This is a genomic window from Pseudomonas sp. BF-R-24 (genome assembly GCF_019947335.1).
Classification (GTDB): domain Bacteria; phylum Pseudomonadota; class Gammaproteobacteria; order Pseudomonadales; family Pseudomonadaceae; genus Aquipseudomonas; species Aquipseudomonas jessenii.
Genome location: NZ_JAGYGG010000019.1, coordinates 74,336 through 88,610, shown reverse-complemented (window position 1 = coordinate 88,610; position 14,275 = coordinate 74,336). Strand labels below are relative to the sequence as shown.

Sequence of the window (14,275 nt, the reverse complement as noted above, 5' to 3'; positions counted from 1 at the left end):
TTTTGGTTTGTAACTTCAGGTTTTAGTTGCGTTTATTATTCGTTGTTTGTGGTTGTTTTAATTCGTAGTGGTGAACTTAAGCAGTCGTTAAACTTGAAACACTTGAACTGTTGTCGAGGCGCTGGTCAGCGCACCGCATGCCCGGACAACAATGCCTCTTCACGCAACCACGCAAAAAAAGCCCGAACCGGTGGATGTCGCTCACGCCCCGGCACGCACAGTGCGCTGTAGCCGGCTCCATCGACCTGGATTTCCCCCCGGTACGGCAACAACAGACCACTGGCCACGCTTTCCGACACCAGAATATTGCTTGCCAGCACCAGGCCTTGGCCGGCAATCGCCGCTTGCAGGGCGTAATGCTCTTCGTCGTATTCGCGCACGGCGGGCCGACCGCTCAGCCAGGTTTCGCCGGAGCGAGCGCACCAGGCCTCCCAGCCGTGGGCATAGAGTTTGGAGTTGTGCCAGCGCACGCTGATCAGCGTCGGGGCGCGACTCGACGCCAGGGCCACTTGTTCAGGCGAACCGTAGACACCAAAGGACTCATCGAACAGGCACTGGCCGTACAGGTTGGGGTAATCATCGAGGCTGTAGCGCAGCACCAGGTCGACACTGGCGTCCTGATGCAGATCGATGACTTCGCAGTGGGTATCGAGGCGCACGTTGATGTTCGGGTGTCGGGCGTAGAAACGTCCCAACCGTGGCACCAGCCACAGGGCGGCGAAGGCGGCGGTAGTGGAGACCGTCAGGCTGGCGCCACTGCGTTGCGGACGCAGTGTATCGACACTTTGCGCCACTTCCAGAAATGCCCCATGCAGGCTTTGGAACAGCCGTTCGCCGCATTCGGTCAGGCGTACCTGGCGCGGCAGGCGCTCGAACAATGGCACGCCGAGCCAACTTTCCAGGGAGCGGATCTGGTGGGACACCGCCGTCGGCGTCACCGAGAGTTCTTCGGCAGCAGCCTTGAAGCTCAGCAGGCGTGAGGCGGATTCAAAAGCGCGCAGGGCGGTCAGCGGCAACGAGGCGAACATTGAACACTCCATGGATGAAATGGATTCATCCAGACTGATTTCTGCTCATTTGAGCGAGGACGGTAGTGAGCTTCAAGCTGCAAACCACAAGCCGTTTGAGTTTAGCCCTGAGGAGAGACAGATGAGTAAAATTCTTGCTGTTCACGCCAGCCCCCGTGGTGATCGTTCGCACTCCCGACGTTTGGCCGAAGTGTTTCTGGCGGCCTGGCAGGCTCGTCATCCACACGCGCAACTGACCCGACGCGAAGTCGGTCGGGCGCTGATTCCGCCGGTCAACGAGGCATTCGTGGCCGCCGCGTTTTACCCCGAGCCCGCCGCTCGGCCGCTGTCGATGCAGGCCGATCTGGCGTTCAGCGACGAACTGGTCGGCGAACTGCTTGGCCATGATGTGCTGGTGATTTCCACGCCGATGCATAACTTCAGCGTCCCCAGCGGCTTGAAAGCCTGGATCGATCAGATCGTGCGGGTGGGGGTGACCTTTCATCACACCCTGGACAATGGCGTGGCCCAGTACGAGCCGTTGGTGCTGGGTAAAAAGGCCCTGATCATCACCAGCCGTGGCGGCTTCGGTTTTGGTCCGGGCGGCGAGCTGGAAGCCATGAACCATGCCGACACGCTACTGCGTACGGTCCTTGGATTCATTGGCATCACGGACGTCACCGTGGTGGCTGCCGAGGGCGAGGAGTCCGCCGAGCGCAGCTTTGAAATCTCTGCCGCCGAGGCTGAGCAGCGCTTGTTGGCGCTGGCCGGAGAGTTCTAGATGGCCTGGCTGTTTCTGCTGGTCGCCGCCGGGTTCGAAGTCACCTTCGCCATGGGCATGAAATACGCCGAGGGCTTCACCCGGCTATGGCCTTCGCTGGTCACCGTAGTGGCCGCTGTGGGCGGGATCTATTTTCTGACCCTGGCCATGCGCGAGCTGCCGGTGAGCATTGCGTACCCGATCTGGACCGCCATCGGTTCGCTGGGCACGGTGTTTCTCGGTTTCGCGCTGCTGGGTGAAAGCCTGACCGTGATCAAGCTGGTCTCGGTCGGGCTGATCGTGGCGGGCGTGGTAGGGTTGAAGTAGGGCGGATGACATAGACTTGTCATCTTCGCTGGTGATGCTTGGCGGATGTCTTGCATCCAGCCTTGCGTCACCGCCCGACCACAAGGATGTCCGCCCATGTCGCAAGGTTCTGCCCCGCGCTACCCGCTGGTGTTGGTCCCGGGAATGCTCGGGTTCATCCGGTTGGTGCTCTATCCGTATTGGTACGGGATCGTCGAGGCGTTGCGCCATGGCGGTGCGGTGGTGTTCGCGGTGCAGGTCTCGCCGCTTAACTCGAACGAAGTGCGGGGCGAGCAATTGCTGGCGCGTATCGAAGAAATCCTGCGGGAAACCGGGGCCGACAAGGTCAACCTGATCGGTCATAGCCAGGGCTCGCTGACCGCCCGTTATGCAGCGGCCAAGCGCCCGGACCTGGTGGCATCGGTGACCTCGGTGGCGGGGCCGAACCACGGTTCGGAGCTCGCCGATTACCTGCACGAACATTATCCCCACGAGAGCGTCCGTGGTCGTCTGCTGTGCTTTTTGCTACGGATCGTCGGCGCGTTGATGGGGTTGTTGGATACCGGTTACCGCGGGCCGAAGCTGCCGGTGGATATCCATGCGTCCCATCACTCTCTTACCAGCGCTGGCGTCGCGCTGTTCAACCAGCGTTATCCACAGGGGCTGCCTGACACCTGGGGCGGTCATGGGCCGGAGGAGGTCAACGGCGTGCGCTATTACTCCTGGTCTGGCACCTTGCAACCGGGCATTACCGATCGCGGGCGCAACCTGCTGGACGGCACCAACCGCAGTTGCCGGCTGTTCGCTAAAACCTTCGTCCGCGAAGCCGGGCATTGCGACGGCATGGTCGGGCGCTACAGCTCGCACCTGGGCATGGTGATTGGCGATGAGTATCCGCTGGATCACTTCGATATCGTCAACCAGTCGCTGGGGCTGGTGGGCAAGGGGGCTGAGCCGATCCGGTTGTTTGTCGAGCATGCGGCGCGGTTGAATGCGGCGGGGCTTTAGACCGAGTTATCGTTCATCGCGGGCAAGCCACGCTCCCACAGGTTTTCGGTCGTTCGCAACAGACGGGTTCGACACAACACCTGTGGGAGCGAGCTTGCTCGTGATGGCGTCAAATCAGGCAACACTGACCTTGCGCCCCAACACCGTCGTCCAACGCTCGGAAACGATCACCCCACCCAAGGTCAACACCCCGCCCACCAGGTGATACATCGCCAGTTGCTCATGCAGTACCACCGCCGCAATCAATGCGGTAATCAGCGGCAGCAAATTGAAAAACTGCGTGGTCCGGCTCGGTCCCAAACGCACCACGGCCTGCATCCACGCCAGCGGCGCGACCATCGAAGCCAGCAGGCAGGCGTACAGCACCAGTGGAATGTTCTGCAGGGTCGGGCCGACTTTCGGTGAGGCGATGAACAGCGGGAACAGCACCACCACGGCCACCAGCACCTGCAGATACAGAAGCACCAGCGGCGGCAGTTTCAGTTGCCACTTTTTCAACAGGGTGCTGTAGACCGCGTAGGCCAGGGTGGCGATCAGCATCATCGCATCGCCCAGGTTGACCCCGTGTTCGAGCAATGCGCCAAGGCTGCCGGACGACACCACCACCAGGACACCTGCAAACGACAGCACCGCACCGGCCAGGGCACCCATGGTCAGGCGCTGGCCGAGGCTGATGATCGCCATGGCCAGCGACATCAGTGGCATCAGCGACAGGATGATGCCCATGTTGGTGGCCGAGGTCAGGCTCGCGGCGAAGTACGCCAGGCTTTGATACACCGCCATGCCGAGCACACCGAGGACAAAGATCTTGCCCAGCTTCGGGCGGATCAGCGGCCAATGGGTGAGTACCGGTTTGAGCATGAAGGGCGTGAACAGCAACCCCGCCAGCAGCCAGCGGTAGAAACCGATCTCGGCGGGGAAGATCGCCCCGGCCGACATTTTGGTGATCACGGTGTTGCCGGCCCAGATAAAAATGGCCAGCAGGGGATAAGCGTATTGCATCGGGAAAAACCAGAACGTTAATGAAGGGCAATTATCCGCTTGTCTGGATGCAAGCCTATACTTCGATCCAGACAACCGGCCCCTGATGACGGACAGCATGCGCAGTAAACACATTGATCTGCTGGATTTCAGCGAATTGCCTTCGGCGGTGTACTTCCGCTACGCCGATTTCAATACCCACGAATTCGCTGCTGCGCACCGTCATCCCTGGGGCACTCTGGAGTATGCGGCCCACGGGGTGTTGCACATGGATGTCGACGGCAGCCGTTTCCTCTCGCCGCCGCAATACGCGGTGTGGGTGCCCCCCGAAATCGAGCACAGTTTCTACAGCCACCAGCCGATCAACTACCGTGCCGTTTGCCTGGCGCCGGCGGTCTGCGAGGATCTGCCACAACAGGCCTGCACGCTCGCCATCAGTGACATCCTCAAGGCGATCCTCAAGGACTTCGCCGTCCGTGACGTCAAAATTCCCGAGCAGGCCGCGGATAAACGCCTGGCTCAGGTTCTGGTGGATCAGTTGCAACAGGCGCCGGTGCATGAGTGTTACCTGCCCTATGCCAGCACACCGGGACTGCTGGGCATATGCGAGGCCCTGCAAGCCGAACCCGGTGACAACCGGCCCTTGGCACATTGGGCGGCGCAGGTTCACGTCAGTGAACGGACCCTGGCGCGGCAGTTTGTCCGCGAGTTGGGCATGAGTTTTGGTGAGTGGCGCCAGCGTCTGCGATTCCTGGCCGCGATTGAAGCACTGGACAGCCATCGCAGCATTCAGGAAATCGCCTTCGACATGGGCTACAGCACCGGTTCGGCGTTTATCGCGATGTTCCAGCGTCAGGCCGGGTGCACGCCCGACTACTATCGACGCAACAAGAAGTTTTAACGCACTCGTTAAGAATTTTCATACAGCATTATCCGAAACAAACTTCATGGGAACAGAATTGGGGCGCTGTAGGCTTCGATCCTCTCTCTAAGTTTGCGAGTAATGATTGTGAAAAATTTGTTGTTGAAGTCTGCGAGTAGCCAAAATTATTTCGATATAAACCAAGAGCACAGTACTCACTACAACTTTATCAAAAGCGCCATTCCCGACTGGATTGTCGATTCCTCTCTTCAGCGGATGGGTGATTTACGCAACACACCCAAAGTTATTCCCGCCTGGAGCAAAACGGCATCCCACACGGAACATGTGGCAGCGAAAGAGGCCACAAAGCTCAGTTGGCAGGCGCAGAGCCAGGTCGACCGGATGCTCGGGAAGCTGCAAGATGCCGAGTCCTTTGCCCGGCCACTGCTGACCAACGCCCTCAAGAAGCAATTCGGTGTAGTGGTCGATGTTCGTGAAATTTTTCTGCGTTTGTATTTTTCGGCTAAAACATCCGCTTGGGCATTCAATGTCACCGGCGGTGTCGGCAGTCGAACTGTCTCGTTACTTAACGCGTCTCTGCAAAATTTTGCCGAGGGCGAAGTATTTACCAGCGACTCTGCATTTATCACCAGACCCGACGAAATCGGGCGGTTTGAAATAAAGAAGTTGGGAATAACGATCGAACAGTTCAAGACGCTGTGCCGAACTCTGGATATCGGGTCACAATATAAAAAGTATCTGGAAAGTTATCTGGCTCCCGAAGGTGCCATGGTCCGGGCGGCGGTGCAGCACCGCATCGTCGCCAGTCAGAAAAGCGCCATGAAAGCTGCAGCACATCTGGCATTGATGAAGAAGGACATCGGGGCACCGGCCTACCTGACCGTGTTGAACATGGTCCTGGGTAAAAAGGGACTGGTGTGGGATGGCGGTCCCGTGCGTTTCTACCACTTGAGCATGCTCGACACCCGTCTGACCGGGATTGTACTGATCGCCGCCGATCTCGATACCCCCGGTGCGAATGTCCGGCGCGTCATTGCCTACGTACCGCACGATCCCGAGCATCCGCTGAAAGAGTATGCCTCGACGGCCGAGTTCGCGCTTGAACTGACTCACCAGCTACGGGGCAACGATCAGGCATCCGGCGCTTCCCGGCGCAGCTATCAGGCGTTTTTCAGTCGATTCGTGGATCATTACCAGCGTGGTCATTTCTTCGCCGCGCTCAACGCGAAACTGTGGGAAATCACTTACCACGGCACACAACCGGGCTCCAATCTGCCTGCCTGGCGCGAAACTCAAGTAGATCGCCCCGATTTGCGGATAGCCGCGGTATCGTTCGAAAACGATACCGTCAGCCGTTATAACGGCGATCCGTGGGTTTATCTCTATCAGCAGCAAGTTGACAAGATTTTTGCCGACGGGCGCGCGCTGGCCGTGACCACCGCCGATGCGGACAGCGCCGCACGTTGGGCGTGGATCGAAAACCTGGAAAAAATGCTCTCCGACATCATGCAGGTTGCCTTGCTCGTCGCGACCCCCTTTGTCCCGGTGCTCGGGGAGCTCATGCTGGGGTATATCGCCTATCAACTAGTAGACGGGGTCGTGGAAGGTGTCGTTGAACTCGCCCAGGGCGAGTACGTTGAAGCGGCGGAGCATCTGGTCGGCGTCGCTGAAAACCTGGTTCAGTTGGGCACGTTTGCCGCGGGCGGTGCTATCGCCACTCAAGTGGTGAAGCCCAGGTTGTCGTCCTTCCTCGAAGGCGCCCGTCAAGTCACGCTCAGAAACGGTGAGCAGCGGCTATGGGGGGAAAATCTGCAGCCGTACCTGCAACAAAACCTGCGTCTGGCGACGGATTCCAAACCTGACGTTTACGGTCTGCATCAGCATCAGGGCCGGCAGATTCTGTCGTTGGACGATGATCATTTCGAACTCAAGTTCGATCCGCAAACCGGCAAGCACCGGGTTCAGCATCCGACCCGTCCCGAGGCCTATCAGCCGGTGGCGGAGAGTAACGGCACCGGCGCTTTTGTAATCGAGGGTGAAACACCTCACACCTGGGATGCCGATGCGCTGATCAAGCGACTCGGTCCGTCGGTGGAGGGGTTGACCGACAAGTTCGGCGACATTCGCACAGTCAGCCGTGCCGATATCGGTGCGTTGGTACGCATGTACGCCGATAACGAACGGGCAATCCCTTTGCTGAGCGATACGGTGACCCGGTTCAGGATCGACCGGGATATCCACACCTTCATCCAAAACATCGGCAGCACCCGTGCACAGGACTATTTGCAGGCCGACCCGCTCTGGCAGTTTCAACTGCTGGACGGCTTGTGGCCCGGCAGAGCGATTGAACTCAAGGGGGCCGATGGACGAGTGCTGTACGCCATCGGGGCCGATGACGAACCTGTCTCTTTCTCTACGGACCAATTGGCGGATACCGACCTGATCGACACCTTGCTGTTGTTTCTCGATGATGCCGAGACCCGGCAACTGCTGGGTGATGAGCCAGATGCACCGGTCGCCAGCCGCACACAAAATGCCACGCGTTTGAGGGGGCAACTCGCGCAATTGGCAGATCGGCGCAAGGCCTCGTTGTTCGACAAGCGTTACCGGGATGTCGGGCAAGCCGTCAGTGCCGAGGCAAGGTTCATCCAGGGCGAGGTGCCAGGAATACCCGGTGTCGTTGCACAAGAGCTGGTCGCGCTGGCGCGCCCGGAGGAGTTGCAGGCGCTCAAGCTGCGCAGGCTTCCCGAGCGACTGCAAGGGTGCGCCGATTGGGCGCTCAGGGACGTGCGGATCAGCCGTGCGTACGAGGGCTTTTATCTGGAGTCGGTCGAAAATCCGGACTTCGACACCCTGGCGTTGCATTCCCTGGAAAACCTGCCGGGCTGGAATGCCAATGTGAGGATCGAGCTGCGTCACTACCGTTTCGATGGCCGACAACTGGACAGCATCGGCCCCGAGGATGCCGCCATCCGGCGTACGCTTGTCGTGAGCGACAACGGGGTGTTCCAGGCTTGCGACGAGCAAGGCAATGCCCTGCATTCGGGCAGCGATTTGTTTACCTCGATCTTGCAGGCATTACCCGATGCCGAACGTGATGCGTTGCAGATTCATATCGGTCAGGGACCGGTCCTCAAGGCGGCATTGCGCGACCATGCCCTGAAACCCTACAGGCTGTTAAGTGTTCTTTCCGGTTTGCCGGAGTTGAAAATTCCGACGTTTGATCCTGCGATCATGCGCCTGCGTGGGGGGGCTCCCACCTTGAAAGGGGAGTTAGCGCAGTTGCAAGTCGTCGAGCAATACTGCAAGGAGCTTGTCAGTGGCGCCTTCCATCCCAGCATCCCTGCGTTTGAACAATACAACTACCTGCGCGGCCTGAAGTTGATGGTTGACAGTTTGCCGCTCGATTGCCAGTACGCGCTCCGGAATGGACTCTTGAAGGCGAACGCCGAGGGCTACGAGGCCAATCTGCGCACGGTCCAAAGCATTGAGGTGTTGCCCGATCTGAAAAAACTGATGTCGCCTGAACAGTTCGACGCGTTGATCCAACGGCTGTTCACTAAGGACGGTTTAGTGGTGCTCACGGACTCCGAGCGCCATCTGGGCGCCAGTGCGCGCAATCTCGAGCAAACCGGGCGTCTCGACGAATATCAGACGCTGCAACGTGCAGTGAGGGAAAATAACATGCCGCCCAGTGAGCCTTGGGCTGCATTACAGCGCTATGCGGGTGATCTGGATTCGGGCGTTTCGGCGGCAGCGCAGCCGACCGTAGTGACGCCCCGGGTCATGGCCAACTTGCGCCAGGCACAGCGCGCCATCTATCGGGCCAAGGAATTGTTGCCGTTATCGGGCAACCAGTTGCCGAGCATCTGGGAAAAGGGTGGTTCGGCGATCGCGAAAATCAAGGGGCTGCGAGGGCTGGATCTGCAGGAAGGTCAATTCACTGCACGGATGTCTATCGCCGAACATGCGCGTAAAGCCATTGAAATCAAGGGAGGCAATTGTTCGGAAAACTCCAAGGTGACCTTCGCTCTGCTGGCCAGCCAACCGAGAACCTCGCGGATCCACCTGGTCAAAGCCACCGCATTCGATCATCAGTACGTGGTTATTGGCGATGACTTGACCGATCTCAAGCAACTGGTGGTTGCCGATTCGTGGCCGGAGTTCCCAACCGCCCATACGGCGGACAAGGGCTATTTCAAGTTCGAACTGCCGGCCATTGCAACACTTGAGCCCGGCCCCGCCAGCGCAGACTTTGCCTTTATCAACGACGTGCCGGCGGGACGGGCGGAGTTGCCGGAGGTTTCCCGGGACAACACCTTCAGGCAAATAAAAATGAACAAACTGTACAAGTCGGGGGCTTATGCCCAATTCACCTCATTAAAGCTATTTGGAACACAATTTGGTTTGTCGGGGGAAGTCGGAGTGTCGTTCGAGCGATTGCCCGTATCCGTGATCGAAAAACGGATTTCAGCCTGGGCGGGCTATAAGCAGGCATTCAAGGATGTGTTGGCTGAAGAGTCTGCGGCTGCGTCCCCGGCGCAATGATCGTTTATGTCTGGAGGAAGGTGTAACAAGGCTTGACTACACTCCTCGTGGAGGCCGCATCTCTCGATGCGGCGACACGGAGAAAACTCCATGAAGATAATGCGTGCCCCTTTGTTGATGATCGGTTTGCTGCTCTGTTCCCAAAGCTTCGCCGCCACAGACCAACAGAACAAGATGACCACCTGCAACGCCGAGGCGACTGCAAAAACCCTCAAGGGCGATGAGCGCAAAGCCTTCATGAGCAATTGCCTCAAGGCCACCCCGGCGGCCAACGGTGCCGGCAAAGCCTTGACCCCGCAGCAAGAGAAAATGAAAACCTGCAATGCCGATGCGGCCACCAAAGCCTTGAAGGGTGATGAGCGCAAGGCGTTCATGAGTGATTGCCTGAAGAAGAAATAAGATCGGCTCAAGGACAGTGGTGGCTGTGCTGGCCCCATCGCGAGCAGGCTCGCTCCCACATTTGTCCGGTGTACTCAGTTCCACTGTGGGAGCAAGCTTGCTCCGGGCGGCGCTCCGACGATGTGGCCGCAGAAGGCGCTGCAAAAAGTTCTGAACCACCACTAAGGTCGCCCCACACAATCCCTAGTGCTCGCACCGGATCGCTGGCAGACTGCCAATCCTTTTTACGCCGTTCGTTTTTGAGGCTGTATGCCAACGTTTTCTCAGCGTCAAGTCTTGCTGGTCATCAGCTGGGTCATCATTTTTGGCGGACTGCTGCTGGTCCTGCCGCTGCGATTGCTGCCCAGCCTGCTCGCCGGGTTGCTCGTGTTCGAACTGGTCAACATGCTCACCCCGCAACTGCAACGGCTGATTGAAGGCCGGCGTGCGCGCTGGCTGGCGGTGGCGTTGCTGGGGACTCTGATTGTCAGCGTGCTGTCGCTGATCTTTGCCGGTGCCTTCAGCTTCCTGCTGCACGAGGCGGAAAACCCCGGCGCGTCCCTCGACAAGTTCATGGGAGTGGTCGACCGCGCGCGCGGGCAATTGCCGCCGTTCATCGACGCCTATCTGCCGGCCAGTGCCGCGGAGTTCCGCGTGGCGATTGGCGAATGGGTCAGCAAACACCTCAGTGATTTGCAACTGGTGGGCAAGGACGCGGCACACATGTTCGTGACCTTGCTGATCGGCATGGTGCTGGGGGCGATCATTGCCTTGCAGCGCGTGCCGGATCTGACCAAGCGCAAACCGCTGGCCGCGGCGTTGTTCGAACGTCTGCATCTGCTGGTCCAGGCGTTTCGCAACATCGTGTTCGCTCAAATCAAGATTTCCCTGCTCAACACCGTCTTCACCGGGATTTTCCTGGCGGTGATCTTGCCGATGTTCGGTATCAAGCTGCCGCTGACCAAAACCCTGATCGTGCTGACGTTCCTGCTCGGCCTGCTGCCGGTGATCGGCAACCTGATGTCGAACACCCTGATCACCATCGTCGGTTTGTCGTTGTCGATCTGGGTCGCTGTGGCGGCGCTGGGTTACCTGATTGTTATCCACAAGCTCGAATACTTCCTCAACGCGCGCATTGTCGGCGGGCAGATCAGTGCCAAGTCGTGGGAGTTGCTGCTGGCGATGCTGGTGTTCGAGGCCGCGTTCGGCCTGCCGGGGGTGGTGGCGGGACCGATTTACTACGCGTACCTCAAGAGTGAGTTGAAGCAGGTGGGGATGGTTTGATCCGCTGGATCTTTGTTGACTGAGCTGGCCCCTTCGCGAGCAAGCCCGCTCCCACATTCAACCGAGTTCCTCCAGATGGAATACGGTCAAATGTGGGAGCGGGCTTGCTCGCGAAGGGCGCACCAAAGATTTTGGATCAGTCCATCGAACCGTAGCGTTTTGCAGCCTCGATCGCCAGACCGCTACCGATACTGCCAAAGATGTTCCCTTCCACATGTCGTGCATTCGGCAACATCGCCGAAACACTGTTGCGCAGCGCCGGAATCCCGCTCGAGCCACCGGTGAAAAACACCGTATCGACCTGATCGACCCGCACATCGGCGTCTGCCAGCAGCTGGGTGACGCTGTTGCGCACCCGCTCCAGCAGGCTCTCGATTGCTGACTCGAACAGCGCACGGCTCAGGTCCACGCTCAAGCCCGCTTCAATGCGATCCAGCGGCACGTGGCGATTGTCGGCGTGGGTCAGCTGGATCTTGGTTTCTTCCACTTCCATGGCCAGCCAGTGTCCGGCGCGCTGTTCGATCAACTTGAACAGGCGATCGATGCCGCCGGTGTCCTCGATGTCATAGCGCATGCTGCCCAGGGCCAGTTGCGATTTCTGCGAGTACACCGAGTTGATGGTGTGCCAGGTCGCCAGGTTCATGTGGTGACTGGTCGGCATGTAGGCGCCGCTCTTCATGCGGCTGCCGTAGCCGAACAGCGGCATCAGGCCTTGCAGGCTCAGCTGTTTGTCGAAGTCGGTTCCGCCGATGTGCACACCGCCGGTGGCGAGGATGTCCTCGTGGCGGTTATCCACACCCCGACGCTCTGGCGACAGGCGCACCAGCGAGAAGTCTGATGTACCACCGCCGATGTCCACAATCAGGACAAGCTCTTCTTTCTCGATGGTCGACTCGTAGTCGAACGCGGCGGCAATCGGTTCGTACTGGAACGAGACTTCCTTGAAGCCGATCTTGCGCGCCACGTCTACCAGGGTGTCTTCGGCTTCCTTGTCGGCCATCGGGTCATCGTCGACGAAGAACACGGGCCGACCCAGTACCACCTCTTCGAATTCCCGACCAGCGGCGGCTTCGGCGCGGCTCTTGAGTTGACCGATGAACAGCCCGAGCAGGTCCTTGAACGGCATCGCCGTGCCCAGGACGCTGGTGTCGTGCTTGATCAGCTTGGAACCCAGCAGGCTCTTGAGCGAGCGCATCAGGCGGCCTTCGTAGCCTTCCAGGTACTCGTGCAGCGCCAGCCGGCCGTACACCGGGCGACGTTCTTCGATATTGAAGAAGACCACCGACGGCAGGGTGATCTTGTCGTCCTCCAGCGCGATCAGCGTTTCCACGCCGGGGCGCAGCCAGCCGACAGTGGAGTTGGACGTGCCAAAGTCGATACCCAAGGCACGGGCTGGAGATGCGTTGTTCATGTCTTTCAGGTTCCGGTTAAAAAACGGCCGCGCAGTGTATGCCAGAGCGCGCCAGATTCGAAGGCCGGTTATCTGCTAATTCTTCGCAGGCAATGCCTTGAAAGATGAGGCATCCCCCCCAAACTACCCTGCATCAACCGGACAGCCGCGGGAGTGCTCGCAAGAAGCCCCGCCTGCTGCCGATAAACTTCTGCTGCGCCGCCCGGTCACAAACTTGAGATCGGTCAAACCAATGGCTGCAAACAAGCGCATGCTGTGGCCTGCGGCGCGATTCTGATAACGGATGGTGATTCCCTCGATGGACTTCAAAGACTATTACAAGATTCTCGGTGTGGAGCCGACCGCAGACGACAAGGCGATCAAGGCCGCCTATCGCAAGCTGGCGCGCAAATACCACCCCGACGTCAGCAAGGAAAAGGATGCCGAGTCCAGGTTCAAGGATGCCTCGGAAGCCTATGAAGCGCTGAAAAGCGCCGACAAACGTGCCGAATATGATGACTTGCGTCGCTATGGCCAGCACGGCCAACCGTTCCAGGGACCTCCGGGCTGGCAGAGCCGTGGTGGCTTCGGTGGCGGTGGCCAGGACACGGGCGATTTCTCGGACTTCTTCAGTTCGATCTTCGGTAACCGTGGGCCAGGTTTTGGTGGTGGTGGACAGTCGCGTCGCAGCACCGGACGTCGAGGGCAGGACGTGGAAATGGAACTTGGGGTCTTTCTCGAAGAAACGCTGTCGACCGAGTCGAAGAAGGTGACCTTCCAGGTACCTCAGTACAACGCGGCCGGCCAGCATGTGAGCAACACCAGCAAAAGCCTGAACGTGAAGATTCCGGCCGGTGTGAGCGACGGTGAGCGCATTCGCCTCAAGGGGCAGGGTGCTCCGGGCGTGGGTGGCGGGGCCAATGGCGACCTGTACCTGACGATCCGTTTTGCACCGCACCCGAAGTTCGACGTCGAAGGCGAGAACCTGATCATCACCTTGCCACTGGCACCGTGGGAGCTGGCGCTGGGCGCTGAAGTCGCCGTGCCGACCCTGACCGGCAAGATCAACCTCAAGGTCCCGGCCGGCAGCCAGAACGGCCAGCGCATGCGCGCCAAGGGCCATGGCCTGATGAACAAGGCCGGTGAGCGCGGTTACCTGTTCGTGCAGTTGAAGGCCGTGATGCCGAAGAAATCCGACGATGACATCAAGGCCCTGTGGCAGGAGCTGGCGAAAAAAGCCGCGTTCGACCCGCGAGAGCATTTCTGATCCCTTGGAACCGAGGAGTCACTGACTATGAGCAGTCCCCTGATCGTTCAACTGGACATGGCCGAATTCTGTGAGGCGACCGAGTTGTCGGACGTCTACGTGATCGAAATCGTCGAGCACGGCATCCTCGAACCTCAGGGCGCTCAGCCCAAGGACTGGGTTTTCAACGACTACGAGTTGACCCTGGCCAAGCGCGCCGCCAAGCTGCGGCGCGATCTGGACCTGGAATGGGAAGGCGTCGCCCTGGCGTTGGACCTGCTTGAAGAAGTCCAGCAATTGCGGGCCGAGAACCGCATGCTCAAGCAGCGATTGGGGCGGTTGGTGGTCGAATGATTTCCAACTAAGGACAAACACTGATTTTGTGGCGAGGGGGCTTGTCGGACCGCCGCACCGCCCCGTTGGGTTGCGAAGCAGCCCCAAAAGCCAATCACGGCCAATTGCCTGACACACTGCATTCGCCGAT

Annotated in this window: 12 protein-coding genes; 9 read left to right on the top strand and 3 right to left on the bottom strand. The window is 59.2% G+C overall.

Features of this window, described 5'->3' with window-relative positions; translation table 11 throughout:
• Positions 1-125: 125 nt before the first annotated feature.
• Complete coding sequence (locus tag KGA98_RS16660; protein WP_198530223.1) at positions 126-1,040, bottom strand: LysR substrate-binding domain-containing protein; 915 nt, start codon at positions 1,038-1,040, stop codon at positions 126-128.
• 109 nt (positions 1,041-1,149) lie between these two features.
• On the opposite strand from KGA98_RS16660, the gene KGA98_RS16655 reads away from it, so the two are divergent.
• The 3 genes from KGA98_RS16655 to KGA98_RS16645 all read left to right on the top strand — a co-directional run bounded on the left by KGA98_RS16655 (position 1,150) and on the right by KGA98_RS16645 (position 3,081).
• A complete protein-coding gene (locus tag KGA98_RS16655; RefSeq protein WP_223502836.1) occupies positions 1,150-1,788 on the top strand; it encodes an FMN-dependent NADH-azoreductase in 639 nt (212 codons plus the stop codon).
• Positions 1,789-2,094 carry a DMT family transporter gene (locus KGA98_RS16650; RefSeq protein WP_046039891.1) on the top strand — a complete coding sequence of 102 codons (306 nt, stop codon included), beginning with the start codon at positions 1,789-1,791 and terminating at the stop codon, positions 2,092-2,094. It abuts the gene before it with no gap.
• A gap of 96 nt (positions 2,095-2,190) precedes the next feature.
• Positions 2,191-3,081: an esterase/lipase family protein gene (locus tag KGA98_RS16645; RefSeq protein ID WP_223502835.1), complete on the top strand. Its 891-nt coding sequence runs from the start codon at positions 2,191-2,193 to the stop codon at positions 3,079-3,081.
• A 114-nt stretch (positions 3,082-3,195) separates the two neighbouring features.
• Here KGA98_RS16645 and KGA98_RS16640 read toward each other — a convergent pair whose 3' ends face one another.
• Positions 3,196-4,083, bottom strand: coding sequence for a DMT family transporter (locus tag KGA98_RS16640; protein ID WP_223502834.1), 888 nt, complete (start codon positions 4,081-4,083; stop codon positions 3,196-3,198).
• A 97-nt stretch (positions 4,084-4,180) separates the two neighbouring features.
• Here KGA98_RS16640 and KGA98_RS16635 point away from each other — a divergent pair, with 97 nt between their 5' ends.
• From KGA98_RS16635 to KGA98_RS16620, 4 genes are all read left to right on the top strand, one after another.
• Positions 4,181-4,963 (top strand): AraC family transcriptional regulator, encoded by a 783-nt coding sequence (locus KGA98_RS16635; RefSeq protein WP_057712203.1) that lies wholly within the window; start codon positions 4,181-4,183, stop codon positions 4,961-4,963.
• Between the two features lie 102 nt (positions 4,964-5,065).
• Positions 5,066-9,493 (top strand): dermonecrotic toxin domain-containing protein, encoded by a 4,428-nt coding sequence (locus KGA98_RS16630; RefSeq protein WP_223502833.1) that lies wholly within the window; start codon positions 5,066-5,068, stop codon positions 9,491-9,493.
• 90 nt (positions 9,494-9,583) lie between these two features.
• Entirely contained in the window at positions 9,584-9,892 is a 309-nt protein-coding gene (locus tag KGA98_RS16625; protein ID WP_057712202.1) for a PsiF family protein, read from the top strand.
• A gap of 249 nt (positions 9,893-10,141) precedes the next feature.
• A complete protein-coding gene (locus KGA98_RS16620; protein ID WP_056725372.1) occupies positions 10,142-11,155 on the top strand; it encodes an AI-2E family transporter in 1,014 nt (337 codons plus the stop codon).
• Between the two features lie 136 nt (positions 11,156-11,291).
• Here KGA98_RS16620 and KGA98_RS16615 read toward each other — a convergent pair whose 3' ends face one another.
• A complete protein-coding gene (locus KGA98_RS16615; RefSeq protein WP_057712201.1) occupies positions 11,292-12,566 on the bottom strand; it encodes an Hsp70 family protein in 1,275 nt (424 codons plus the stop codon).
• Between the two features lie 298 nt (positions 12,567-12,864).
• Here KGA98_RS16615 and KGA98_RS16610 point away from each other — a divergent pair, with 298 nt between their 5' ends.
• On the top strand, positions 12,865-13,812 hold the full coding sequence (locus tag KGA98_RS16610) for a DnaJ C-terminal domain-containing protein (protein WP_057712200.1): 948 nt from the start codon (positions 12,865-12,867) through the stop codon (positions 13,810-13,812).
• A gap of 27 nt (positions 13,813-13,839) precedes the next feature.
• Positions 13,840-14,145 carry a chaperone modulator CbpM gene (locus tag KGA98_RS16605; RefSeq protein ID WP_057712199.1) on the top strand — a complete coding sequence of 102 codons (306 nt, stop codon included), beginning with the start codon at positions 13,840-13,842 and terminating at the stop codon, positions 14,143-14,145.
• Positions 14,146-14,275: the final 130 nt, after the last annotated feature.

Excerpts from the sequence above, each read along its gene's own strand:
- KGA98_RS16660 (WP_198530223.1), bottom strand. The coding sequence starts at position 1,040 with ATGGAGTGTTCAATGTTCGCCTCGTTGCCGCTGACCGCCCTGCGCGCT.
- KGA98_RS16655 (WP_223502836.1), top strand. The coding sequence starts at position 1,150 with ATGAGTAAAATTCTTGCTGTTCACGCCAGCCCCCGTGGTGATCGTTCG.
- KGA98_RS16650 (WP_046039891.1), top strand. The coding sequence starts at position 1,789 with ATGGCCTGGCTGTTTCTGCTGGTCGCCGCCGGGTTCGAAGTCACCTTC.
- KGA98_RS16645 (WP_223502835.1), top strand. The coding sequence starts at position 2,191 with ATGTCGCAAGGTTCTGCCCCGCGCTACCCGCTGGTGTTGGTCCCGGGA.
- KGA98_RS16640 (WP_223502834.1), bottom strand. The coding sequence starts at position 4,083 with ATGCAATACGCTTATCCCCTGCTGGCCATTTTTATCTGGGCCGGCAAC.
- KGA98_RS16635 (WP_057712203.1), top strand. The coding sequence starts at position 4,181 with ATGCGCAGTAAACACATTGATCTGCTGGATTTCAGCGAATTGCCTTCG.
- KGA98_RS16630 (WP_223502833.1), top strand. The coding sequence starts at position 5,066 with ATGATTGTGAAAAATTTGTTGTTGAAGTCTGCGAGTAGCCAAAATTAT.
- KGA98_RS16625 (WP_057712202.1), top strand. The coding sequence starts at position 9,584 with ATGAAGATAATGCGTGCCCCTTTGTTGATGATCGGTTTGCTGCTCTGT.
- KGA98_RS16620 (WP_056725372.1), top strand. The coding sequence starts at position 10,142 with ATGCCAACGTTTTCTCAGCGTCAAGTCTTGCTGGTCATCAGCTGGGTC.
- KGA98_RS16615 (WP_057712201.1), bottom strand. The coding sequence starts at position 12,566 with ATGAACAACGCATCTCCAGCCCGTGCCTTGGGTATCGACTTTGGCACG.
- KGA98_RS16610 (WP_057712200.1), top strand. The coding sequence starts at position 12,865 with ATGGACTTCAAAGACTATTACAAGATTCTCGGTGTGGAGCCGACCGCA.
- KGA98_RS16605 (WP_057712199.1), top strand. The coding sequence starts at position 13,840 with ATGAGCAGTCCCCTGATCGTTCAACTGGACATGGCCGAATTCTGTGAG.